Source organism: Parabacteroides sp. AD58 (assembly GCF_023744375.2).
GTDB lineage: Bacteria > Bacteroidota > Bacteroidia > Bacteroidales > Tannerellaceae > Parabacteroides > Parabacteroides absconsus.
In genome coordinates this window covers 3,082,705-3,108,925 of record NZ_CP146284.1, presented here as the reverse complement: position 1 = coordinate 3,108,925, position 26,221 = coordinate 3,082,705, and the positions used below count along the sequence as shown (strand labels likewise).

Genomic DNA, 26,221 nt, shown 5'->3' with positions numbered 1-26,221 from the left:
CGGTGGTTTAAAACCAACATCAGGGCGGCAGAATTAAGGAAAGAAAAGGCTTTGTTGCCCAAAACGGGTTGTTTGTACCATAATTGTTATGTGGTTGATAAGAAAGAGTATATATTTGGAAAAAAATTAGTACGTTTATTTGCTAGTATCAAAAAAGGATTTACCTTTGCAATACGGTAAAGTCGGGAAGAAACCACCGTTTTATTACTACTCCATTATTTCAAATCCCATTTATTTTCCATTCAACCAAAAAGAGATTTGCTATATATAATAAGGAATAGGGAAGTCTGTTTTCATTCATGCCTATGAATGATTCAAAAGCCGGCGTCTTTTCATGAATTCCCGGCGTATATTGCTGAAAAGCCGGCGTATATTTTATTAAAAGTAACGAGTTTTAAAATCGATCTTCGTCAGATTCGTTTTTGATCTTCGTTGGAATTGATTATACCTATATCTAATTTTCTTTTATACCCTTCACACACTAGTTATTTATCTCATATTCTGCTAGTTCTTGTGAAGGTTCTTATCGTTCTTTCTGGCTTGACCCAGAAAGAAGCAAAGATATCAAGATAGTATTCGTTCTTTTGCCTTGATGCAAAAGAACCAAAAAATCAAGGCTCACACTACGGAGGCTACGGTCTCGGTCGCTACGCTAAAATCTCGGAAAACTCGCCTTCGGCTCAAACAGCCGAGATTTTTTAACGCTTCGCTTGGTCGACCGCTTTACGCCTCCTCCGTTAGGCCGAAACAATGTACAATTGAGAATGGACAAATGGCCGAAAAAAATAATAATATTATTCGTTCTTGCATTGATTGCCATTCGATTTCACAATGCCGTTTTGAGGCGCAGCAGCGCTACGCCTCTACAGTCATCCTCATCATTAATTTTCAATTTAAGAAGTTCTCAATTATCAATTTTCAATTTTTGGGGCCTCGTTCTGGTGAGCGTTAAGCGAAGGAACGAAGTGGAGCGGCCGGAGCGTCGCTGTTTGAGCGAAGCGAGTTTGCGGCGCGCACAGCGTAACGAAGTGACGGAGTAGCTCAGCAGACGCAGCCTTGAACTTTTGGTTCTTTTCTTTCAAGAGAAAAGAACGAATACAATCTTGAACTCTTTGGTTCTTTCTGGGTCAAGCCAGAAAGAACGGACAATCACTTGAACTTTATGGACGTTTGTGAAGGATAAAAAAATAACGGCTGACTTCCTTCATGGGGGAAACCAGCCGTTTCTTATTGAGCGGACTCTTTATCAGAATGTCAATCTTACACCTACCTGAGCATGCCAACGAGAAGCGATATCATCTTTTGCCACCTCATTGTTGCTGTTGTATGTATAAGCCGGAGTACGTGTACCATCGGCTGCTGTTGAAATAGACTGTACTGACAGCGGTGATACGTTGTAAGCTGAGCTGTAGCTTGCACCCCATTTCTTATTCAACATATTCGTGAAGTTCACAACATCGAATGTTACCTGGATCTTGCTTCCACGTTCTTTCAAGTAGAAGATGTCCTGAGCCAGGTGCAAGTCAACCTGATGTTCCCAGTCTGACAAGTTCGAGTTACGTTCAGCATACTGGCCACGATGATTCTTGGCATAGCTGTCGTTGGCAATCCATTCGCCAAATGCCTGACGGCTTTCTTCGGCTGTCATGATTACCTTTCCTTTGCTGACATAATCTACAAAGTTCATCTGCTGTAATTCTGATTCAGTAGGGATATATAACAAGCTGTTACCGCGGTAACCATCACCGTTGAAGTCGCTTGATTCGTTCATCGTCAAGCTGTAGCGGCTACCAGAGAATGCGTTATAGATCAATGCTACGGTTGTAGCCATCCATCCGTTCAAATATCTCGGAGTTGTATAAGAAAGCTGGATCATCAAGCGATGAGGAATATCGAACTTAGAGAAACCTAATTCGTCTTCCGAATTAGTATCGCGTGAGTAATTGTATTTCCAGTTAGAATAAGCCACAGAAGAAGTACCGTCGTTAACAGCCTTCGCATGTCCGAATGTATAAGATGCCGACAAGTCCAGACCGAAGTTGAAGTGTTTTTCCAACAAACCAGAAACAGCATACGTATAACCCTTATTGGTATTCTTCAGATTGATGATGCTATAATAGTCGCTCTTCGCATTTGAATAGAAAGGAGCAGCCGAAGCCTCAACACCCGGAATAGCATATACCTTTTCACCATTATTAGACAAAGCCAAGTTCTCGAAGAACACATTGTTCATTGTCTTTGAGTAAATACCTTCCAACGTAAACTTCACGTCGCCCGGCAACATCTGTTCCAAAGCCAGGTTAGCACGGAACACCTGCGGATACTTGAAATCCTTATCAACCGTTACGATATCCGGTTTAGCAGCCGAACCGCTCATAGACTGTAAAGCTCCTAATGGATTGTCAGCATACTGACCTAATGACGGAGCATACTGAGTAATATTACCATCCGCATCTTCTACCTGATTAATAGTAGTTCCCTTCAGTTCCATACCCGTATTGTTGTAGGCATTGCACAACCAGACAAACGGAACACGGCCTGTGAACAAACCGACACCACCACGAAGCAAGGTCTTACGATCTTCATCCGCATACCAACGGAAACCGACACGCGGAGAAACCATTACCTTTGCACCCGGCATTTCGCCTACACGTGCATTCAGCCCGTTTTCTTCTGCATATTTATTGAAGTTCGGATTCGTTGTCGGATCATTGAATGTCAACGGAATATCAAAACGGATACCGTAGGTCAAATTGAAGTCGCGTGTAATATCCCATTTATCCTGAGCATAGAAACCAAACTGACCGGCTTTCATAATCGGCGCATACTTCAAATCGCCACCCGTCAAATCCGGATCAGTATATTTATAAGAGAACTGATACGGTGTATCATTCAGGAAGTCGTTCAATGAGTTGAAATACCAAGAGCCATTGGCAGCCTGGATGAACAGGTTCTGCATCCGGTAGATTTCATTATGTGTACCAAATGTAAATGTATGATTTCCTTTATACCAAGACACGTTATCTTCGAATGTATAAATATCCTGGTTCAGGTAGTTGGCACCCGAAGAATATTCAGTACCGATATTAGCCTGAATCATTGTCGTCTGGTCAGCACCCGGAACATTGCTGATCTGCACCGTCGGTCCCTGATAAGCCACGTCACGATGGTCGCGCACGTACGTAGCAGAAGCACGGAACTCATTAGAGATCTGATCCGAGAAGCGAGAGTTCAATTCAGCCACGATAGAGTTGGTCTTGTTGTTCATCCGATAACCACTGTTGTTGAACTTATAAGAAGTAGTACCTGAGCTATAATTATCATCAAATGAGTTATTATGCTGATAACGGACAGCCAGTTTATGATCCTTATTGATGTTCCAGTCGATACGGGCCAACAAGCCGAACGATTTGTTTTCTACATCACGAGCCGAATAACTTTCCTTGAAACCCGTATATTGCTGATACTTGTCGGCAATCTGCTGAGCCACTTCCGGAGTCATGTAATTATCGGTATATCCCGGATAAACGCTCGAAGGATAAGCCTCTTTCTTAGCCTCAGCACTTACGAAGTAGAATAATTTATCCTTGATAATCGCGCCTCCTAATGTACCACTAAATGTACGTGTATATTGTTCAGACATCGGATACTTCTCATTATCACGCAACGCACTGTATTTACCATACATATTTTCATTTGTGAAATAAGAATAAGCCGTAGCCTGCAGTTTGTTTGTTCCCTGTTTCGTAATCGCATTGATACCACCACCGGTAAATCCGCTCTGACGAACATCGAACGGAGCAACAACTACCTGAATTTCCTGAATAGCATCCATAGAAATCGGGTTAGCACCTGTCTGACCACCATTTGTACCGGAAGCAGACAAACCGAATACGTCGTTACTTACTGTACCATCAATCTGGAAACTGTTATAACGGTTATTTGAGCCGGCAAAGGTAATACCACCATTCTTGGAAGTCATTGCCATCGGCATATTCTTGATCACATCGTAAACATTACGATCGACCGTAGGAGTATTTACAATCTTGCTTGTTGAGAAGTTCTGGGCAGCACCCGTTTTAGCCAAGGCATCTGCCGTAATTACGACTTCATCCAATTCTTCAGAGCTGACCTGTAAATTGGCATTCAAATCCAACGTATTACCCAGCTCCAACTGAAGCCCGGTAAATGTAGATTTCTTATAACCTACATACGAGATTTCTACTTTATACGGTCCACCAGTACGCATACCCTGAATGGTGTAACGACCATCCATGTTTGTAACAGTGCCGTAAAGAGTACCCGAAGGTTCATGTACAGCAGTAACTGTTGCTCCAATTACCGGTTCCTTATTTTCATCCAGAACCACGCCATTGATAGCTGAAGTTGTCACCTGAGCATCAGCACAAATAACGGTTGTTGCGGCCAATGCTGTAAGCATTAATTTAGTAGAATAATTCATATAATAATATTTAACAGATAACCTTTATTGATGAAAGGTTTTTCAGTAGCCCTAAAAGGAGCTTTCACTTTCCACTATAGAAAACACCTTTCACTTGCTATAAAAAACGCCCTTCAGAATAGATTTGTCTTAATATTTATGCAAAAATAAAAATAATAACACAGATACACAATTGCATTTTTGTATAAAACGTATGACAAAACCGTTTCACTTACAAATCATAAGTAAACCTATATTCACTGAGAGAGAACAAAAAGAATAAAGTTTCATTTTCAAAGATATTTCTACTTCGAAAATGAAACTTTAACATATTAATACAAATCCGACATAGGATTGTATATACAGATTCTATTATTTCAATCCAGCTTCTTCCAAAATCATGTCAACGGCAGCATCTAATCCATCCGGATTTTTACCACCGGCAGTTGCAAAGTGAGGCTGTCCGCCGCCACCGCCCTTGATATGTTTCGCTGCATCTTTTACCAGCTTACTTGCGTTCAGGCCGTCTTTTACCAGACCATCACTCAAAGCAACCATTAATGCACACTTGGCTCCATCTTTGATTCCGCCGACAAAGAATACTTTTCCGTCCATCGGAGCTTCCCCTTTAATCTGGAATGCCAAGTCTTTAATTACGTCTACATTAGCATCTCCCTTGAAGACGATTACTTTGACGCCGTTCTTTTCCTGCGCGTTAGCAACCAGATCCTTCTTCATGCGCTGTACTTTTTCCTTGACGTAATCATTTACCTGCTTCTTCAGCTCTGCATTTTCTTCGATAGCCTTACGGATCGTCAAAGCCAAATTCGGTACATTATTGAACATGGCGCGCAACTCACGGATAGAATCCTGCAATACAAATGTATATTCTTCAGCTGCTTCGGCAGTAACTGCTTCAATACGACGAACACCTGCTGCAACAGAGCTTTCTCCGACAATACGCAAAGAACCAATCATACCAGTTGCCGGAATATGCGTACCACCACACAATTCGATAGAAGTTCCATATTTAACGACACGCACTTTATCACCGTATTTCTCACCAAACAAGGCCATCGCACCCAATTTCTTTGCCTCATCGATCGGCATGTTCCGATGTTCTTCCAACGGATAGTTGACACGGATCTTTTCTCCAACCAGACGTTCTACCTTACGGATTTCTTCATCTGTTACCTTCTGATAGTGAGAGAAGTCGAAACGCAAGGCTTCGGGTGATACATACGAACCTTTCTGTTCAACATGTGTACCCAAGACTTCCCGCAAAGCTTCGTGCAGCAAGTGAGTAGCCGAGTGGTTGCATTCACACTGAATACGCTTCTTCTTATCAATCTTGGCAGTGAAAACAGCCGTTACATCCTGTGGTAACTTCTCTACAATATGAATCGGCAGGTTGTTCTCCCGCTTCGTATCGATAACCGCTATTTTTTCATCACCGTTAATCAGCCATCCGGTATCACCTACCTGACCACCCATTTCAGCATAGAACGGAGTTTTATCCAAGACAAGCTGATATAAAACTTTATTCTTCTGTTTTACCTGGCGGTAACGGAGGATTTCAGCATCATATTCAAAGAAATCATAACCGACAAACTCAGTTTCACCCTCTTTCAAGGTAATCCAGTCGCCTGTTTCTACCGCTGCAGCATTACGGGCACGATCTTTCTGTTTCTGCATTTCCACATTGAATTCGTCGATATCGGCATCCATGCCATGCTCACGCAAGATCAGTTCTGTCAAATCCAACGGGAAACCGTATGTATCATACAAGGTAAAGGCGTCCACACCACTGATGGTTGTCTTACCGGCAGCCTTGGTCTCTTCCATTTTCTTATCCAGCAGACGGATACCAGTCTCAAGTGTACGCAAGAAAGCTTCTTCCTCTTCCTTGATAACCTTTTCGATCAATGATTTCTGAGCGATCAGTTCAGGATAAGCATCACCCATGGTCTCAATCAACACCGGAAGCAATTTATACATGAAGGCTTCTTTGCGATTCAGGAATGTATATCCATAACGAACAGCACGGCGCAGAATACGACGGATTACATAACCAGCCTTAGCATTCGAAGGCAACTGACCATCGGCAATAGAGAAAGCCACAGCACGCAAGTGATCGGCAATCACACGCATGGCAACATCCACATTCTCATCTTTTCCGTATTCCAATCCGGACATCTTAGAGATAGCCTGAATGGTCGGCTGGAAAATATCTGTATCATAATTGGAATGTTTACCCTGCAGGGCACGAACCAGACGTTCAAAGCCCATACCTGTATCAATCACATTCATCGACAGTTTTTCCAACGAGCCGTCAGCTTTGCGGTTAAACTGCATAAAGACCAGATTCCAGATCTCAATTACCTGTGGATTATCTTTATTGACCAGTTCACGTCCGGGAACTTTCGCCTTTTCTTCCGGAGTACGCGAATCCAAATGGATTTCAGAACAAGGACCACAAGGACCTGTATCACCCATTTCCCAGAAATTATCATGTTTGTTACCATTGATAATATGATCGGCCGGAACGTGTTTAGCCCAGTAAGAAGCCGCTTCGTCATCACGTTCGAGGTTTTCTTCCTTGGAACCCTCGAATACCGTTACATACAGATCCGCCGGATCCAGATGCAATACATCAACCAGGTATTCCCAAGCCATATCAATGGCGCCTTCCTTGAAGTAATCGCCAAAACTCCAGTTACCAAGCATTTCGAACATCGTATGGTGATACGTGTCATGCCCTACTTCTTCCAAGTCATTGTGCTTACCGCTCACGCGAAGACACTTCTGAGAATCGGCTCGCCGGCGAGGTTCCGGATCCCGGATTCCCAAGATAATATCTTTCCACTGATTCATTCCCGCATTGGTAAACATCAATGTAGGATCGCCCTTTACTACCATGGGCGCAGACGGCACAATTTGGTGTCCTTTAGAAGCGAAGAACGCTTTAAACGATTCACGGATTTCTTTTGCTGTCAACATAATATATCTATATAGTTCTCGTTAATATTCTGAAAAACAATTTGCAAAAGTACTGCAAATTATTATTTTTGCAGCTATCCAAGCAACAAAATATTCAATGAAACTATTTAAAAACAGGAAAACATATTATTTATATAACCCCAACACGTTGGATTATGAACGTGTTTACCCTTCGGCTAAAGATCGTTTGTTTTCTGTTCTGCGACATTTGAGTACAGGTATTGCGTTTGGTATCGCGACTTTCTTTGTCATGATGCATGTCATCGATTCTCCGCAGGAATCTCAATTGAGAAAAGAGAACAAACTGTTGCAAACCCAATATGAAGTACTGGATTTACGTCTGAACAACGCCATGGAAATCCTGGATGACATCCAGCAGCGGGACGAAAATCTGTACCGGGCCATTTTTCAGGCAGAATCCATTCCGGAATCGGTCCGCAAATCCGGCTTCGGCGGCACCAACCGGTATAAGCAACTGATGGAACTGACCAACGCAGAACTGGTTGTCTCGACAACCAAGAAAATGGATATGCTCCGCAAGCAACTTTATATTCAGTCCAATTCACTGGAAGAGCTGATTGAAATTGGCAAGAACCAGGAAGAACGGGCAAAATGTATTCCCGCCATTCAACCTATTTCCAACAAAGACTTACGGCAAACAGCTTCGGGTTACGGTGTGCGAATCGATCCGATTTACCGCACGCCCCGTTTCCACTCAGGCATGGACTTCTCAGCCAAGATCGGGACAGACATCTATGCAACAGGTGACGGGAAAGTAACCATGGCCGGCTGGAAACAGGGTTATGGCAACTGTGTTATGATTGATCATGGTTATGGATACCAGACCTTATACGGGCACATGAGCAAGTTCAAGGTCCGTGTCGGACAGAAGGTAAAACGAGGAGAAGTGATCGGAGCTGTCGGAAACACCGGAAAATCAACAGGTCCGCATCTGCATTATGAAGTGATTGTACGTGGGCATTACGACAATCCTTCCAAATATTATTATATGGACCTGACTCCGGAAGAATATGACCGGATGATACAGATTGCAGACAACCACGGTCAGGTAATGGATTAGGAGATAAATCGTATGGCCATCAAGAAAGACAAACCGCAGAAATTATATTATTCCATCAGCGAAGTAGCCCAAATGTTCGACATCAACGAGTCGGCACTTCGCTTTTGGGAAAAGGAATTCGATATCATCAATCCCCGGAAGAATGAAAAGGGAACCCGATTCTATAAGGAAGAAGACATCGAAGCCGTGCGCGTAGTTTATTATCTGCTGAAAGAACAGGGCATGACACTGGCCGGTGCCAAGAAGAAATTGCGCGACAACAAAGAGAAAGTCATCCGTCAGGTAGAAGTAGTCAACAAACTCAAACTGATCCGGGCAGAGTTATTATCCATTAAGGAAGCCTTTGACCGTATTGATCCAGAAGAATAAGGGACATAAGGAATCAAGTAAAGCACAAATTATTGGGCTTTTGTAATGTATTCCGGAAGAAAAGCCGTACCTTCGCTTACCTATTAAGAAACATAAAATAACTAATAACATACAATATGGAAATTACAGGAAAGATTATAGCAGTCCTGCCTGAACAAGGTGGCGTCAGTAAAAACGGAAATGAATGGAAAAAGCAGGAATATGTACTGGAGACACACGACCAGTATCCGAAAAAGGTCTGCTTTCAGTTATTTGGCGCCGACAGAATTGCGCAAGCAGCCATCCAGCCAGGAGAAGAACTGACGGTTTCATTCGACATTGAAAGTCGTGAATATATGGGTAAATGGTATACCAATATCAATGCCTGGAAAGTTGAACGCCCCGCAGCAGCAACTGCCAATCCTGCTTCTGCCGACATTACACCGGATAACATTGTACCATCAGGCGCTCCGATGGCAGCTCCCGACTTTGGCCCTTCTAATCCGGTTGACGACCTGCCGTTCTAATAATTGATAATGGACAACGGAGAATTATAATTATTAACAACATAAAAACAGGCACGAACTTCTATCCACTCGTGCCTGTTTTATTTATATCTTCCTATTTTCTCATTAATCCGCGATACGGGAAACCGACTTGATATTATCGATCTTCGAAAGACGGACACACAGCTTCTGGATATCTTCCACATCATGAACCTTCAGTTTGATACGTCCTTCAAATACCCCGTCTTTCGCTTCTATCAGAAGCCGGATAATATAGACATTAAACTCTTCCGAGATGATTTTAGTGATCTCATTCAATACACCTAACGAGTCAATACCTTTAACCTCCAGTGTTGCTTCGAAAGAAGAAAGCTGATGACTGCTCCATACCGTATTCAGGATACGCTCACCAAAGCTGCTCTTCAGTCGCATAGCAATCGGACACGAGCGCTTATGCACAACTACATTTCCATCGTCATTGATAAATCCCAGACATTCGTCTCCTGGAATCGGCTTACAACAATCAGCAATCACATAATTCCGCTCAAAAGCCTCTTCTTTCAGGATATACGGCTTCTTCTTATCATATACAGGTTTCTCCTTTTTATCTGTTTCCGGCTGATTTTCCTCACTCGAAGACTTCGAATATTGGGTAGCCCGGCGCAATGCTTGCTTTACATATTTGAAGAGTCCGCTCTTGTCATCCTTCTTAAAGACCTTACGGATATTCTCAGGCAAAACCACATCGCCTTTTTCAACGGAATAATACAAGTCATCCCGCTTACTGAAGCCATAATACATGGCTAACTTATCTAGATTCTGAGAAGACGGCTCCACATTTGACTTCTGACAGGCTACAAGGACCTTCGTTTCTCCGTTCTTTACAGCTTCTTTCCGTATCTTACGGATGTAGGCCGTTATCTTCGTCCGTGCCCGTGCTGTTGTGACAAAATTCAACCATTCCGGCTGAGGAGTCTGCGAACGAGATGTCAGCACTTCTACCTGATCTCCACTGCTCAACTTATGGCTTAACGGAACGAGTTTATGGTTCACTTTGGCTCCAATACATTTATTACCTACATCCGAGTGAAGCGCATAGGCAAAATCAAGTGCCGTAGCACCCTGCGGCAGAGTTTTCAGTTCTCCTTTTGGAGTAAAGACAAAGATCTCAGATGAGAACAGATTCAATTTGATCGTATCCAAGAAATCCAGAGCATTGGGATCCGGGCTCTCCAGAATCTCAGTAATTGTCTGAAGCCATTTGTCGAGCTCCGTATCTTCTTCCACATGGTTTTCCTTGTACTTCCAATGGGCAGCAAAACCTTTTTCGGCAATATCGTCCATACGCCGGCTTCGGATCTGTATTTCCACCCACTGTCCGTCCGGTCCCATCACCGTCAGATGCAGGGCCTGATATCCATTCGCTTTCGGACGACTTACCCAATCACGAATCCGGTCAGGCCGGATTCGATAAATATCTGTAATTGCCGAATAAATATCCCAGCATTGATTCTTCTCATCAACACCTGGCAGCGGATCGAATATAATACGGACAGCATATATATCGTAAATATCTTCAAAGGCCACCTTCTTCGCCTGCATCTTGTTCCAGATCGAATAGATGGATTTTACCCGGGCCTTCATCTCATAATTCAGTCCCATCGCCTGCAGTTTGGCGTCAACCGGTTCAGCGAAATGTTTGAATAAAAGCTCGCGGGCCGAAGCTGTCGCCTCCAGCTTCTGACGGATAGCCTCATATTCCTGCGGATGTTCATACTTGAAGCTCAAATCTTCAAGTTCTGTCTTGATAGAGAACAAACCCAAACGGTGAGCTAAGGGAGCATACAGATAAAGCGTTTCTCCGGCAATCTTAAATTGCTTGGCAGGCAACATGGAACCCAGGGTACGCATGTTATGCAGACGGTCGGCAATCTTAATCAAGATCACCCGGATATCGTCACTCATAGTCAAGAGCAACTTACGGAAGTTTTCAGCCTGGGCAGAAGCCTGTTCACCAAAGATACCACCGGAGATTTTTGTCAGTCCGTCTACAATCTGGGCGATCTTGTCACCAAACATGTTACGGATATCTTCTACCGTATATTCCGTATCCTCTACCACATCATGTAACAAAGCTGCACATATAGAAGTTGAACCCAATCCCATTTCACTACATACGATTTTAGCGACAGCTATCGGATGCATGATATAGGGTTCCCCAGAACGTCGTTTTACACCGTCATGCGCCTGCTTCGCAAAATTGAACGCCTTCGTGATGCGTTCCACTTTACGACGATGATTCGAATTCAGATAGTCTTTCAGCAAATCCTCAAAACCATCCTGGATCATTTGTTCATCGGGTGACAGTTTTGACGCCTCTGCTGCTGTTTCAGGCTTGTTTGTATTCTGTATTTCCTTTATTTCTTCCATGGTACAACCTCCCAGCTTTATCAAGTGTAAACACAAATATAGGAAATATTTGTTAAGATCATACTATTTGGACAAGAAAAAGAATAAAACAGCATTATCCGACAGGAATTTTCAACACCTGACCCGGTATAATCTTCGTATCAGAGAGGTTATTAGCCCGCTTTAAAGTCTGGGCAGAAACGCCCGGATACTTGGAGGCAATCGAATATAAGGATTCGCCGGAACGTACTTTATGGGCAATATATCCGTCTTTTGCCTTCTTGTCGGATTGAGAAGAAGCCGTCACCGACGCGGCTGCAGCTGGCTGCTGCTTTTGCTGTGCGTTCTTGGCCGACAAATAAACACCGCCATTATCAACATACAACTTCAGGCGTTTTCCCCGGGCCAGACGGTTCGACGACAGTCGGTTCCATTTCTTAATTTCCTGTGGGGTTACTCCATAGCGGTTGGCAATGGTATAAATATTCTCATTCTTTAAGACAATATGCGTAATCTGCTCACGGGTAGCTGCACCCGAAGTCGATCCGCCATTGATAGTAACCAGATACGAAGGAAGGAGTTCCTCAATCCGGTACTGGTAAATAGAATCTTCCTTATCCACAAAGGCATAGGTGTCGCCTGCCGGCAGTTTCAATACGGCATCTCCGGTATTTCCCGGAACAATATCTCGTTTATATTGTGGATTCAGTGCCCGCAGCTGTTCCAAATCGACATGCAAGACTTCAGATACTTGCTGGAGATGCAGCATCCGGTTGACATGAATCGTATCCGTTGCCATCGGTAAGTTCGTTTCCAGCGGACAGAGATTATGATCACAATAATAGTTCATGACATAATTGGCTGCAATGAATAAAGGAACATACGAACGGGTTTCTTTCGGCAGATAAGGGAATATATCCCAGAAATTCGTTTTTCCTCCTGAGCGCTTGATGGCCTTATTGACATTTCCCGGTCCGCAGTTATAGGATGCCATCACCAGGCTCCAGTCTTTATAGATGGCATACATATCCTTGAAATAAGCACAGGCTGCTTCCGTTGCTTTAACCGGATCACGACGATCGTCCACCAGACTATTGATGGTCAATCCGTACTGCTTCCCCGTCGGCAACATGAACTGCCACAGTCCACAGGCACCCACTCGCGACAAGGCGACCGGATTCAAAGCACTTTCTACCACAGCCAGATATTTCAATTCGATGGGCAGACCGTATTTATCCAGAACTTCTTCGATGATCGGGAAATAATAATCGGCCATTCCTAACATATAGCGAACCAAGCCGCGACGACGTTCGGTATAAAGGTCAATGCAGTCGCGCACCACATTATTGTATGGCATCGGAATAATACGCGGCAAACTGGCCAAACGACTCGCATAAACTGAATCCGGGAAATAGACATTTTCCTCATCATCATGGCAGAAATCATCTCTTTTCGTGAAGTATTGTACATGCCACGAATGCAACAAGCTGTCGATATCCGAATCCAGACTTTCCGGAATAATACCGACAATCTCTTCTACAATGGAATCAGCCGGTAAAGCCGAACTCGGGAATTCTTCTTCTACCTGCTCCTGTCCAAAAGCCGGATGCATCCCGCATCCCAAACACATCATCAACCCTAATACGAACTTCTTCATCCTCCTGCTAAAATTTGATACTACAGTTTACACCATACGAACGTGAGCTATAAGTGGTTTGTGGAGTAACCGTCGGTTCCCAGTGCATGGATAAATCTGGAGATATGTCAAAATCAAATAACTGGGCATCCACATAAGCGTCAATGATTGACAAGGCATAGACACCCACTGTTATGATGATACTTAAATCGCGATAACGCCGGTAATAGTCCTTCCTGTTCTTCAGCTGAGTCTGGAAGTTGGTATTGCTCACCCATTCTTTCGGATCATAACCGACACCCAAGAAGTCCTGCCAGCTGGTATGAAACTCTTCTACCGGCCTGTTCGGTTCCTCCGCATCCAACATGATGTCTTTATAAGCTGTCGAATAGTCCTGATAATTCCGGTTATTCCAGGTAATGGCATACATACATCCCATCAAACCGCCATAAACGATCGGCAGCTTCCAGAACTTCCGGTTATAAATCTGACCTAAACCTGGAACCAAGGCCATCAATACAGCCTTTTTCGGATCGGGTTTGAATTCCATCTTCATCTTGACCGGCTTAGGCAATGAATCGGCAGCCAGCATGACCGACCGAACCGTCGAATCGGCAGCTATTTCAATCCGCGAGGAATCGGCTTTTACCTCAAACGACTTCTGGTCCTGGGCAAAACCCCACGACGAACAACCTATCAGTGCCAGACAAACAAGTAGAATCCGGTATATCATTTCAAATTATCCAACAAGCTGATCAATTTTTCCAACTCTTCTTCCGAGGCAAAAGGAATGGTTATCTTTCCTTTCCCTTTCTTATTGCAAACCAGCTGAACTTTTGTCTGGAAAAACCGCGACAAATGTTCTTTCAACAAGTCAAATTCTTCGGGCAAAGCCTCTTTCTTCTTTTTCTCATCTGTCGGTTTCTGCGGCAAGGCTTCACCTTCAGCCACCGAACGCACCATTTCTTCTACCTGACGGACAGACAGGCCTTCCGCCAGTATCTGCTCATACAGTGCCAGCTGTACTTCCGGATCTTCGACCGGCAGCAAAGCGCGAGCGTGCCCCATATCAATCCGTTTGTCTTTCAACCCAACCTGAATTTCGGCAGGCAGTTTCAGCAAACGCAGATAATTGGCAATGGTAGCTCTTTTCTTTCCGATCCGTTCGCTTAGCTTTTCCTGTGTCAATCCGTATGTTTCAATCAGCTTCTGATACGCTAAGGCTATTTCAATGGCATTTAGATCTTCCCGTTGGATATTCTCGATCAGGGCCATTTCCACCACATTGTCATCAGCAGCCGTACGGATATAAGCCGGAACGGATGTCAGGCCAGCCATCAAAGAAGCCCGGTAACGGCGTTCACCCGAAATAATCATATACTGATCTGTCCCGATTTCCTTCAACGTAATCGGTTGAATCACGCCTAATGAACGGATAGACGCAGCCAATTCCTCCAGGGATTCCTGCTCGAATACAGAACGGGGCTGTTCCGGATTGGGCTGAATCTTGCTCAACTCAATCTCACTAATAGACGATGAACCACTTGTCTTCAAGTCGTCCATCGTAATCAATGCATCCAAACCACGGCCCAGAGCCGATCTTTTCATTACCATATATCTTCTTTCTTAACTGACAATATCAACTATTTTTATCTATTAATTCTTGTGCCAACTGCATATAATTCAGTGAGCCTTTCGAATCGGCATCATATAAAAGCACCGGTTTTCCATAGCTGGAAGCCTCACTCAACTTCACGTTCCGCTGGATGACGGTATTAAATACCAGGTTCTGGAACGGACGTTTCACTTCTTCGTAAATCTGATTGGCCAGGCGAAGACGTGAATCATACATCGTCAGCAAAAAGCCTTCGATCTCCAATGCCGGATTCAGTTTTGACTTGATAATTTTTATTGTATTCAACAGTTTACTAATCCCTTCCAAGGCAAAATACTCACACTGTACGGGGATAATTACTGAATCAGCCGCTGTAAGTGCATTAACCGTAATTAATCCCAACGAAGGTGAACAGTCAATCAGGATATAGTCATACTTTGTTTTCAAGGGAACCAGGATGCGTTTCAGTATCTGTTCTCGATTATCCATATTCAACATTTCTATCTCCGCTCCCACCAAGTCGATATGAGACGGGATAATGTCCAGGCCTTCCACTTCGGTTGGCACGACAGCGGTCAAGGCATCATTACCATTCACCAGACACTCATAAATAGAAACCTCCACATTTCGGATGTCTATTCCCAAACCTGAAGAGGCATTCGCCTGCGGGTCAGCATCAACAACCAAAACTTTCTTTTCCAGGGCGGCCAATGAAGCGGCTAAATTGATCGTCGTTGTTGTTTTACCAACCCCGCCTTTCTGATTTGCCAAAGCAATAATCTTTCCCATAAATTGTAACCCATTAAATTCCGGCTACAAAACTAAACATTTAAAATTGAATCACATTCGTTTATTCTGAAACAATCGTTGCATTGTTGATAACTTTCCTGAACTGTTGATAACTTGCCGGATATGTTTATTGGGTAACTTCTTCCTGCTGTCCTGCTTTTTTATTCTGCCGCTTATCCCACCAAACGCCGGCAATGTATAAGGGAATTACCAATGAAGCTGTCAGGATCAAAGACAAATAGGGCGTCAGTTCCTCCCAAATTGTACTCATATCCAACTTATTGGAATACACATAATAAAAGGCTCCCGCAGCAAGCGCAATATAGGCCAAAAACCAACCCAGGTAATTTGCCAAAGAAGGCATATTCGGTACAAAGGCAACATCCGGCTTCTTCTGCCGACGGATCAACGCCATTATACGCATATTCAATGACGAAGACGGACTTTCGGCCGTTCCTGCCATCAGACGCCTCGTCAACTGATCAAGTTCTTTATTTTCCATCTTCATAACAAATCCTTCATTTCATTTTTCATTCGTTTTTCCAAAGCCGTATAAAAATGCTTCCGGGCCCGGAAAAGCTTTGTTTTTACATTCGATTCTGTCAAATCGGTAATCTGTACGATCTCTTCAATCGAGCATTCATCCAGATAATACAAAGTTAATAATAATCCTTCATCTTTTTCCAGAGTCTTCAGTACCTGCGAAATAATTTCTTTCCGATCGGCTCTTTCCAGCAATGAAGTAGCAGTTTCCTGTTCGGCCAGTGTGACGTCACCAGCTTCTACTTCTTCATAATCTGAAAAGATACACTGACCGCGCAAGGCCGTCAAAGCCGTCCGGTAAACGATCCTGTAAAACCAGGAAGAAAACTTACAGTCAAAACGAAAGTCGGGTAACGCCTGATACATTTTCAGGAATGCATCCTGCACGACTTCCTCGGCATCTTCCCGGTTCTCGACGATTCGGACAGCTATGGTATAGGCCATTTTCTCATATTTGGCTACCAGACATGAAAAACTCTGCATGTCGCCCGCCAAAATAGCGGCTATCCACCCACGTTCATCCATTGATTATAGCTGTTCTATCCTACTCTCCGCATTCTTTTTTTTATCTTCCTCACGCTCCTTTACCTGTAGCCTACGGGAAAGTGCAAAATATACGATGAAACCAAAGCCGCCAAATAAAACGGCAAAGACAGGAATCACCAGAAAATCAAAATCATTTTCCGGAACATAAGGTGCCACGAACATACCTAAAATCAGACCAACGGCCAGACCCACCATAAACAAACCGTTCCGCAAAGCCGGATACCGGTTTGCCTTCTTTTCCGGCTCCTCCAAAATGACACCTTTCTCGATCATCTTGATGCGTTCTTCATGACGGTTGCGGAGCAAAACAACCCAACCGATACCTAATGCGGCAACCGGCAAAATAAAAATACCGATAACAGCCAAAATAGCTACTAATTCTCCCATATCTGTAACGTTTTAAATTGTTTGTAATTAAGTTTATTTGTCCATAAGACGACACAACTTAATCACCGGTTACAGAAAAGCCCGAGATTAACAGTCATTAACCCCGGGCTTCCTTATTTAATTATCCGACTAGGTATTAGTCAAGAAGTTTGATACGAATGTTACGATACCATACGTTATCACCATGATCCTGCAAGCCGATGAAACCTTCTTTCTTTTCACCACCGCAGTTCAGCAATAATTCGTATGCCAACGGCCATTTGTCTTTGCTGAATTTGCTCTTATCCAACATTTCCTTCCAAGCCGGAGTCCACATATGGTACTCAACAACTGGAGAATCACTGTTCAGATAGTGAGCGATTGTACCTTTATAGCAAAGGATCTTACCCTTGTTCCATTCGCCATAAGGTTTAGCGTTCTGCGGTTTAGCCGGAATCATATCATACAAAGAAGCTGATTTACGGTTACCGTCAACACCCAACTTAGCATCCGGGTGATTTTCGTTATCCAATACCTGATATTCCGGAGCTGAGATATAAGCAGGCTGACCTTCTACTTCCTGGATCATGATAAATACACCAGAGTTAGCGCCTTTATCAACCTTCCATTCAAATTCAAGTTCGAAGTTGCTGAACTTGTGAGCGAATACCAAGTCGCCACCGTCTTTAGCACCAGCTTCACCGTTACCAGAACCTTTGATATGGATAGCACCATCATCAACAATCCAAGCAGCAGGAACATCTTCGCGGTCATAACCACGCCAGCCGTTCAATGTCTTACCGTCGAACAAAGTAATCCATCCGTCTTTATCTTTCGGGAAAGTAGACAAATCTACAGTCGGAAGATCTAACAACTTGTACTCAGGAGCAGCTGCTTCTGCAGCAGGTTGTTCAACCGGAGTTTCAGTAGTTTCAGCTTTTTTGCCTCCGTTACAAGAAGCAAAGCACAACATCAGTGCAGCTGCACCAGCAAATAATACTGACTTTTTCATTTTACTTTTTATTTTGTTTAAAACCTTAATTATCTCGGCATATCAGGCAACTTCCAGCCATCACGATAATTATGCTTGATCAATTCAGAAGCGAATTGCTTAGCATTAACCGGATCAGTCCAGATCTTATTGAATTTCGGGTCACCATCAACAACCTTGAAGTCGTCTTTGATCAAAATCTTGATTGTTTCGTCATCTTTGATGTTAGTGAACTGCATGTTAGGACCATCCCACAACAATTCTTTGTTCAAAGTCTGCAGACGAACAGCCAATACACCCATTACAACCATTTCGTTGAACGGACCAGCATCTTCGAAACGAGACTTCAACACACGACGATTTTCTTTGCTTTCCTTACATGCTGCAACCCAGTCCATTTCGTGACCACCGGCCATTGCTTTCGGAACACGACGGCAAACTTTCGGAGCGTTAGGAACACGACCTGACAACAAGAACGGCTGTTGACCGTAGCAACCACAAATCAATGTATCTTTTGTACCGTGGAAGATTGTCAAACCACCACCAGGACCCATCAACTGTTTGCCTTCTGGGAATCCTTTTGGACGATCCGGCATCATACCACCATCATACCAGTGAACTTCTACTTCCGGCATAGCTACCTTCGGCATGTTTTCACGAGCAGGGAATGTCAATTTAACGTGCTGAGCCTGCGGAGCACAATCCTGTAACAACAGAGTAGATGAACCCTGAACTTTTGTAGGATAACCCAACTTCAAGGCTTTGAACGGCTGATGCAGGATGTGGCAAGCCATATCACCTAATGCACCTGTACCGAAGCGCCACCATCCACGCCAGTTCCAAGGATGATAAATAGCGTTGTAAGGGATAACTTCCTGCGGACCGCAGAACAAATCCCAGTTCAAAGTCTTCGGAATACGGTCTACTTTTTCAGGAGCATTCAGACCCTGCGGCCAGATAGGACGGTCAGTAGCACATTCTACTTTATATACTTCACCGATTTCACCGTTCCAGATCCATTCGCAAACCAAATCAGTACCTTCGTCTGAAGAACCCTGGTTACCCATCTGAGTGGCAACACCTGTTGATTTGGCCAAGTTAGTCAGCAAACGTGATTCATAAACAGAGTGAGTCAACGGTTTCTGGCAATATACGTGTTTCCCCAGAGTCATCGCATCGGCTGTAATCAAAGCATGTGTATGGTCGGCTGTAGCAATGATAACGGCATCAATAGAGCTGCCCATTTCATCGTACATCTTACGATAATCCCAATATTTCTTTGCATTGGGGAATTCATCGAACACGCCTTTTGCATATTTCCAGTCTACATCACAAAGAGCAACCAGATTTTCTGTGTTCTTCACATTGTTAATGTTGGCATGTCCCATACCACCGATACCAACGGCAGCGATATTCAACTTGTCAGTCGGAGCTACATATCCGTGACTTTTTCCTAAAATAGAATTAGGAGCAATTGTGAACGCGGCAGCAGCTGCAGCGCTTCTCTGAAGGAATGATCTTCTACTAATTGACATAATAATTAAATTTATAGATTAGCACACTAATGTTTTTCATTTATCTCTCGTCTTAATCCGTCTTATAGTGGACCAAGGTTGTTGCAAATATAAGGATACATTAATTATCAACAATCATATTTCCGATAAAATCTTTAATAAAATAGTTTTTTTTAACAGCGCAAACCAGCATTTTTTAACCCGGAAGCAATCCATAATGATGTCATTCTCGAAGGAATAATACCGGATTATGCTATACCTGACCGCCTGATTCTGCAGGTAAGCATTGCAAGACCCACGGACTTTGTTTTTGAATCCTACGGGTTTCTTCTATAAAAGTCATTACTTTTTAATTGTTTGACAGCTGTCAAAAAGCTTTTCCATATATGTGATAAAGCTTTTCCATAGTAGTCGCAAAGCTTTTTGACAACTGTGATAAAGCTAGGTTCTCGTATGTTTTCAGTCAGGAATCAACGAATGTCGGATGAATTCTTAAGCAACTTCGGGAAAACTTTTTCTCAAGAATGTCTGTTATATTTTCATCGAATGAAAAATATCATTATTTTTACCGGGAAGAAACAGGCAGAAAAAATAACCAGAAAACACATCCAGTATGATGGCATACATACAACGCATATACCATTTTTACCGGGAAGGTTTCCGCGAAATGAAATTAGGAAAACTTCTCTGGCTGATCATTCTGATCAAGCTTTTCGTCATTTTCTGTGTACTCAGGCTGTTCTTTTTCCCTGATTTTTTAGGGAAATACAAGACTTCTGCTGAAAAGGAGAACTACGTCTCCGGCGAACTGGTCAACCGCGCTAATTCATTTACTAAATAATTATCATCTACCATGATTGCAAGTATCGACACATCACTGATCGACTGGTCGAGGGCTCAGTTTGCTCTGACGGCCATGTATCACTGGCTTTTCGTGCCTCTTACGTTAGGCTTAGGTATTATCCAGGCCATAATGGAAACGCTGTACGTAAAAACAGGCAAGGAACACTGGAAAACAACGGCCCGCTTCTGGATGAAGCTGTTTGGCATCAATTTTGCCATCGGCGTTGCGACCGGACTGATCCTTGAATTTGAATTCGGGACCAACTGGTCCAACTACAGCTGGTTTGTGGGAGATATATTTGGTGCCCCGCTGGCTATCGAAGGCATCGTCGCTTTCTTCATGGAAGCCACGTTTATTGCCGTTATGTATTTTGGCTGGGACAAAGTGAGCAAACGCTTCCACCTGGCTTCTACCTGGCTGACCATTGCCGGAGCCACGCTTTCGGCTTTATGGATTCTGATTGCGAATGCCTGGATGCAATATCCGGCAGGTATGCACTTCAACCCGGATACAGTCCGGAACGAAATGCTCGATTTCTGGGCTGTTGCCCTTTCTCCAGTAGCCATCAACAAGTTTTTCCACACGGTTCTGTCGGGCTGGGTGACGGGCGCTACCTTCGTCATCGGCGTCAGCAGCTGGTATTTATACAAGAACCGCGAGCAGGCCTTTGCCTTGCGCAGCATTAAGGTTGGCGCTATCTTCGGACTCGTTGCTTCCATCTTGCTGCTTTGGACGGGCGATGGTTCTGCTTATCAGGTAGCCGACAAGCAACCGATGAAATTAGCCGCCATGGAAGGTTTGTACAAGGGAGAAAAAGGAGCCGGACTGGTCTGCGTAGGTATTCTCAATCCTGACCGGACGACTTACAATGGTCCGGAAGATCCTTTCCTTTTCAAGATAGAAATCCCGCAGATGTTATCATTGCTGGCAGAACGCCAAACAGACGCTTTTGTCCCGGGCATCACCGATCTGATTGAAGGAACATACACGGATGATTCAGGACAGCCGGTACTCTCGGCCGAAGAAAAGATAGCCAAAGGGAAAGTCGCCATCCAGGCGCTTGCCGACTACCGCCAGGCCAAAAAGGATAAAGATGAAGCCGGCATGGCTGCTCATCGGGCAACCCTCGAAGAGAACTTTGATTATTTCGGCTATGGGTATCTGAACGATCCGTCGGAATTGATTCCGCCTATCGGCCTTTCATTCTACTCATTCCATATCATGGTTCTGCTGGGAGCTTATCTGATCCTGCTCTTCCTGGCTGTATGGATTCTGCAACGCCGGGAGTCATTCCTGCGTATGCGCTGGCTGCATTTAGTAGCTTTATGGAGCATTCCGCTGGCTTATATCGCCGGACAGGCAGGATGGATTGTGGCCGAAGTAGGAAGACAACCCTGGGCCATCCAGGATATTTTGCCGACGGTGGCCGGTATTTCACGCCTCGAAACTGCTTCGGTTCAGACAACCTTCTTCCTCTTCCTGATTCTCTTTACCGTTCTGCTCATTGCCGAACTGCGCATCCTGATCAAAGCCATCCAGGCCGGACCGGAAACAGAATCAGTTCATTCACAGACAAACGAATAGTAGTAACAATTAAACGAAAAGTTCATTATGGAAACTTCTACATATATTTTCTTACAGCATTACTGGTGGTTTCTGGTTTCACTCTTAGGCGGACTTCTGGTCTTTCTTTTATTCGTTCAGGGCGGACAGTCGCTGGTCTTTCAGCTGGGCAAGACCGAAGCGCAGCAACAGCAGTTATTGGGGTCGACCGGAAAGAAATGGGAATTCACGTTTACCACCTTAGTGACGTTCGGAGGAGCTTTCTTCGCTTCTTTCCCCTTGTTCTATTCTACCAGTTTCGGCGGTGCATACTGGGTTTGGATGCTGATTCTGCTCTGTTTTGTAATACAGGCCGTATCTTATGAATACCAGATGAAGAAAGGAAACCTGTTGGGGAAAAAGACCTATCGGGTATTTCTGCTCATCAACGGAATAGCCGGACCGGTTCTGTTGGGTACAGCGGTCGGGACATTCTTCAACGGAGCTGAGTTTATCGTGAATAAAGAACAACTCAGTGACCTGGCGATGCCGGTCATTTCCCAATGGGCTACGCCATGGCACGGACTGGAAGCCGTATTGAACCTCTGGAATGTCTGTTTGGGAATTGCCGTCTTTTCCCTGGCCCGCGTTTTGGCCATCCTTTACTTTATTAATAATGTAGAGGACAAAGAGATTCAGATGGAAAGCCGCAAACGCCTGCTGCCCGAAAGTATTGCCTTTTTGGTTTTCTTCCTGGCCTTCTTGATTCACTTACTGGTGGCTGATGGCTTTGCGGTCAATCCGGATACACAGGAAATCTTCATGCAACCCTATAAATATGCCTTGAACCTACTGGAGATGCCTTATGTTACCGGTATCTTACTGATTGGCGTAGTGCTGGTGTTATGGGGAATCGGAAAAACATATCTGAGTTCGGCTTACCGGAAAGGAATCTGGTTCAGCGGAAGCGGTACGGTACTGACGGTCTTGGCCTTATTGCTTTGTGCCGGCTGGAATCATACGGCTTATTATCCTTCTTTAGCCGACCTGCAAAGTTCGCTGACCATACAGAACAGCTGCTCCAGTCCGTTTACCTTGAAAGTTATGAGCTACGTATCCATCCTGATACCATTTGTCTTGGCATACATTTTCTATGCCTGGAGAGCGATCGACTTGAAACCGAATAAGAAATAACGGAAGGAAAGGTCCTATAAAAATTAGAAACGGCGTAGCTTCTCGCCAGGCCGTTTCTACATTTAACCGTTTTAAACAAAAAGAAAAAGTTAGTCAAGGTTTACTTAATAACCATTTTAAGATGATCATAACTATCTTTACTTAAAAAGGACAGCGAACAAATATAGTAATATAAACGCAAACCGAATCAGCCACGCCCTCCATTTTCATGATTTTTTACACTACACTTAAAGATTTACATTATCTTTGCAGAAACATTTCGTCCTTATGGCAGATTTTGAATTAAACATTTTAGGTTGTGGCTCCGCTTTGCCTACAACCCGCCATTTAGCTTCCTCCCAAATTATTGATCTCCGAGATAAATTATATATGATCGACTGCGGAGAAGGTGCTCAGGTACAAATGCGGAAGATGCGGATCAGGTTCAGCCGCCTGAATCATATCTTTATCTCGCACATGCACGGAGATCATTGCTTTGGCTTGCCGGGATTGATTTCCACATTGGGTATGTTAGGAAGAAACGGCGACTTATTTGTTCACGGTCCGGCCGAATTAGGAGATTATTTAGATTCGATTCTGAAGCTGTTTTGCCAGGGACTTCCGTTTAACGTCCGGTTTAATCCGGTAAATACGGAAGAGCATACGTTAGTGATGGAAGACCGCTCGGTTTCGGTCTACTCTATTCCACTCAAACACCGCATTCCCTGCTGTGGCTATTTATTTAAGGAGAAACAACGCGAACCCCATATTATCCGAGAGATGATCGACTTTTATCAGATTCCGGTGAAGGAAATCCAATATATCAAACAAGGGGCAGATTATGTGACGCCCGACGGGAAATGTGTTCCGAATCACCTGCTGACTCGTCCGGCAGTGCCGGCCCGCTCGTATGCCTACTGTTCGGATACGGCTTACAGGCCGGAGATTATTCCCTACATCCATCAAGTCGATTTGCTGTATCACGAAGCAACCTTCCAGGAAACCGATTTACCACGGGCGCACGAGACATTTCACTCGACAGCCAAAGAGGCGGCTACCATTGCCCGTGATGCGGAAGTCAAACGACTGATCATCGGACATTACTCCGCCCGTTATGACGATCCGCAGCCGCTCAAACAAGAAGCTGTCGCCATCTTTCCCAACACCACATTGGCCAAAGAAGGAATGAAAGTGAATCTGTAAAGGAAGAATCAAACAAGACAACATAAAACAAGGCTTCAGACAGAAGAGTCATTCTATCCGAAGCCTTGTTTTTTCTTATCCTGCTGACAGATTAATTATTCCTTCCGGATATTCATATTCGAATATCCGCCGGCATCGAAGTAAATCGAACCGTTCTTGCCTCCATTTACTTCATAATACACGGCATCCTTTTCTTTCTCGCTCTTGGTTGGCTCGAAACCGAGCAGTTTACAATGACCGTATTTCAGATTCTCGCCTTTTACCTGGAAAGAAGCAGATGACGGTAAAGCCAGCTTCACGGCGCTATAGCGTGCTTCGACTTGTATCTTCTGGAATTTGGCATTAACAGCATCCAGCTCGAGTGTACTGTAATCGAGTGATTCGGCAGCCAAGTTATCAACCAAATAACCGATCTTGCAGGTACTGTATTTCACATCGGTTTCGGCCGACTGCACTTTCTCGGCTTCCAGCTGACCGTATTTTAAGTCCAAAGCCAGACTACCGATTTCTCCAGCCTTCAGATTCGAATATTTGCTGTCTGCATTCAGTTGGGAAGCCGACTCCAGAAAGACCTTTCCGCAATAGCCTAAATCGAAATCAGCAGACTGCAAGGCACCAAGCGTCACATTACTGTATTTGGCTTCCAGCTGCAAGGGCTGTTCGAAGCTGCCGCCTTCAATATTACCATACTTCACCGTCAGCTGACACGGTGCCGGATTCTTAGACGGCATCAGAATATTCCCATAATGCTGCTCGAGTTTGCAAGGCACCCACGAAGGCATACTGATATAATATTGTATATCCAGCTTCCCGTTACGTACCGAGACATTCGATAATTCCGTGATTCCTGAAATCACATTTCCCTCTTTTCCCAAACGGATCTGAATCCGATCGAGGTTTTTCTGGTCGTCCTGCGCGTTTCGGGTCTTGACTTCAACCACCACCCGAAAGGCTACTTCCGACTTGTTCCAATGGGTAATGGTGATTCCTCCGTATTTGTTGGAGATAAACAGTTCGTCACTCTTGCTGGCCGGAAAACTCTTTTCGTATTCCTTCTTGTGCAGATCATCCGGATCTGCGGCCTGTGCTGCCAGACAGAAGAACAGGCAGACACAGGTACACCATAGTCGTAATAAAGTTGCGTTCATATTATTATTCGTTTTTTAAGTTCATACACTGTTGACAAAGAATCTGCATACTGTTCAGGCTGTTCCGGTATTGCTGGTTGATGACGAAGATGCCTTCGTCTGAACAAGGCAGCGTTGGCAACACCTGATTGTCGAACTGCTGGCAAGAAGCTTCAATCTGCAAGCCGGCTTCCAGCAGATTCCGGAAGGCTTCCGATGGATGAGCCTCGCTGGCTGCTTCCAATTCCATCAGATGATCTTCCAGCTGCATGCGGTAATACGTATGTAGCTCACTCATCTCCGAATGGAGCTCGCAAACATACGAATCGGGCGTTTCCCTCTGTATCCAGAACGGGACAGACAAGCAGAGGAACAAAGCTATGGCAGCTGCCAGAGGCATCAGCCGGCGCCACAACGGAACCGTCTTCACCTTTTCCTCTTCTTGTTCCAAGCGAGCGGCAAAGCGATCCAGATGTCCTTCGGGTAAAGGTATCTCGTCGAAGGCTTCCCGGTGCTGCTCAATATAATCTTTTAATCGGTCCATATC

General features: G+C 44.3%; 21 protein-coding genes. 7 read left to right on the top strand and 14 right to left on the bottom strand.

All coding sequences use genetic code 11. The annotated features are described in order from the left end of the window. Positions 1-1,246: 1,246 nt before the first annotated feature. A complete protein-coding gene (locus NEE14_RS13180; RefSeq protein ID WP_251967029.1) occupies positions 1,247-4,441 on the bottom strand; it encodes a TonB-dependent receptor in 3,195 nt (1,064 codons plus the stop codon). Positions 4,442-4,813: 372 nt separating this feature from the next. Then, positions 4,814-7,441 carry an alanine--tRNA ligase gene (gene alaS, locus NEE14_RS13175; protein ID WP_251966968.1) on the bottom strand — a complete coding sequence of 876 codons (2,628 nt, stop codon included), beginning with the start codon at positions 7,439-7,441 and terminating at the stop codon, positions 4,814-4,816. A gap of 97 nt (positions 7,442-7,538) precedes the next feature. On the opposite strand from alaS, the gene NEE14_RS13170 reads away from it, so the two are divergent. The 3 genes from NEE14_RS13170 (at position 7,539) to NEE14_RS13160 (ending at position 9,397) form a co-directional block, all read left to right on the top strand. After that, positions 7,539-8,522: a M23 family metallopeptidase gene (locus tag NEE14_RS13170; RefSeq protein ID WP_251966969.1), complete on the top strand. Its 984-nt coding sequence runs from the start codon at positions 7,539-7,541 to the stop codon at positions 8,520-8,522. A 12-nt stretch (positions 8,523-8,534) separates the two neighbouring features. Next, positions 8,535-8,891: a MerR family transcriptional regulator gene (locus NEE14_RS13165; protein WP_251966970.1), complete on the top strand. Its 357-nt coding sequence runs from the start codon at positions 8,535-8,537 to the stop codon at positions 8,889-8,891. A gap of 116 nt (positions 8,892-9,007) precedes the next feature. Then, entirely contained in the window at positions 9,008-9,397 is a 390-nt protein-coding gene (locus NEE14_RS13160) for a DUF3127 domain-containing protein (RefSeq protein ID WP_251966971.1), read from the top strand. Positions 9,398-9,502: 105 nt separating this feature from the next. On the opposite strand, the gene NEE14_RS13155 is transcribed toward NEE14_RS13160, so the two are convergent. The 10 genes from NEE14_RS13155 to NEE14_RS13110 form a co-directional block, all read right to left on the bottom strand. Next, on the bottom strand, positions 9,503-11,806 hold the full coding sequence (locus NEE14_RS13155) for a RelA/SpoT family protein (protein WP_251967030.1): 2,304 nt from the start codon (positions 11,804-11,806) through the stop codon (positions 9,503-9,505). A 94-nt stretch (positions 11,807-11,900) separates the two neighbouring features. Beyond that, a complete protein-coding gene (locus NEE14_RS13150; RefSeq protein ID WP_251966972.1) occupies positions 11,901-13,442 on the bottom strand; it encodes a lytic transglycosylase domain-containing protein in 1,542 nt (513 codons plus the stop codon). Positions 13,443-13,449: 7 nt separating this feature from the next. Further along, a complete protein-coding gene (locus NEE14_RS13145; RefSeq protein ID WP_251966973.1) occupies positions 13,450-14,154 on the bottom strand; it encodes a DUF5683 domain-containing protein in 705 nt (234 codons plus the stop codon). Further along, positions 14,151-15,035 carry a ParB/RepB/Spo0J family partition protein gene (locus tag NEE14_RS13140; protein ID WP_251966974.1) on the bottom strand — a complete coding sequence of 295 codons (885 nt, stop codon included), beginning with the start codon at positions 15,033-15,035 and terminating at the stop codon, positions 14,151-14,153. The genes NEE14_RS13145 and NEE14_RS13140 overlap by 4 nt, the downstream gene beginning before the upstream one ends. A gap of 25 nt (positions 15,036-15,060) precedes the next feature. Continuing rightward, on the bottom strand, positions 15,061-15,825 hold the full coding sequence (locus NEE14_RS13135) for a ParA family protein (RefSeq protein ID WP_251966975.1): 765 nt from the start codon (positions 15,823-15,825) through the stop codon (positions 15,061-15,063). Positions 15,826-15,952: 127 nt separating this feature from the next. After that, entirely contained in the window at positions 15,953-16,333 is a 381-nt protein-coding gene (locus NEE14_RS13130; RefSeq protein WP_251966976.1) for a hypothetical protein, read from the bottom strand. Continuing rightward, positions 16,330-16,893 carry an RNA polymerase sigma factor gene (locus NEE14_RS13125; RefSeq protein WP_251966977.1) on the bottom strand — a complete coding sequence of 188 codons (564 nt, stop codon included), beginning with the start codon at positions 16,891-16,893 and terminating at the stop codon, positions 16,330-16,332. The genes NEE14_RS13130 and NEE14_RS13125 overlap by 4 nt, the downstream gene beginning before the upstream one ends. 3 nt (positions 16,894-16,896) lie before the next feature. Next, on the bottom strand, positions 16,897-17,301 hold the full coding sequence (locus NEE14_RS13120) for a DUF6249 domain-containing protein (RefSeq protein WP_251966978.1): 405 nt from the start codon (positions 17,299-17,301) through the stop codon (positions 16,897-16,899). Positions 17,302-17,437: 136 nt separating this feature from the next. Continuing rightward, positions 17,438-18,292 carry a 3-keto-disaccharide hydrolase gene (locus NEE14_RS13115; protein ID WP_251966979.1) on the bottom strand — a complete coding sequence of 285 codons (855 nt, stop codon included), beginning with the start codon at positions 18,290-18,292 and terminating at the stop codon, positions 17,438-17,440. Positions 18,293-18,321: 29 nt separating this feature from the next. Beyond that, positions 18,322-19,809, bottom strand: coding sequence for a Gfo/Idh/MocA family protein (locus NEE14_RS13110; RefSeq protein WP_251967031.1), 1,488 nt, complete (start codon positions 19,807-19,809; stop codon positions 18,322-18,324). A gap of 589 nt (positions 19,810-20,398) precedes the next feature. Here NEE14_RS13110 and NEE14_RS13105 point away from each other — a divergent pair. The 4 genes from NEE14_RS13105 to NEE14_RS13090 all read left to right on the top strand — a co-directional run bounded on the left by NEE14_RS13105 (position 20,399) and on the right by NEE14_RS13090 (position 24,547). Then, on the top strand, positions 20,399-20,626 hold the full coding sequence (locus NEE14_RS13105; RefSeq protein ID WP_251966980.1) for a DUF4492 domain-containing protein: 228 nt from the start codon (positions 20,399-20,401) through the stop codon (positions 20,624-20,626). A 12-nt stretch (positions 20,627-20,638) separates the two neighbouring features. Then, a complete protein-coding gene (locus tag NEE14_RS13100) occupies positions 20,639-22,213 on the top strand; it encodes a cytochrome ubiquinol oxidase subunit I (RefSeq protein ID WP_251966981.1) in 1,575 nt (524 codons plus the stop codon). Positions 22,214-22,240: 27 nt separating this feature from the next. Then, complete coding sequence (locus NEE14_RS13095) at positions 22,241-23,365, top strand: cytochrome d ubiquinol oxidase subunit II (RefSeq protein ID WP_251966982.1); 1,125 nt, start codon at positions 22,241-22,243, stop codon at positions 23,363-23,365. Positions 23,366-23,632: 267 nt separating this feature from the next. Continuing rightward, positions 23,633-24,547: a ribonuclease Z gene (locus NEE14_RS13090; RefSeq protein WP_251966983.1), complete on the top strand. Its 915-nt coding sequence runs from the start codon at positions 23,633-23,635 to the stop codon at positions 24,545-24,547. A 95-nt stretch (positions 24,548-24,642) separates the two neighbouring features. Here NEE14_RS13090 and NEE14_RS13085 read toward each other — a convergent pair whose 3' ends face one another. Continuing rightward, entirely contained in the window at positions 24,643-25,695 is a 1,053-nt protein-coding gene (locus NEE14_RS13085; RefSeq protein WP_251966984.1) for a hypothetical protein, read from the bottom strand. A 4-nt stretch (positions 25,696-25,699) separates the two neighbouring features. After that, positions 25,700-26,218, bottom strand: coding sequence for a hypothetical protein (locus tag NEE14_RS13080; protein WP_338578741.1), 519 nt, complete (start codon positions 26,216-26,218; stop codon positions 25,700-25,702). Between the last annotated feature and the right edge of the window lie 3 nt (positions 26,219-26,221).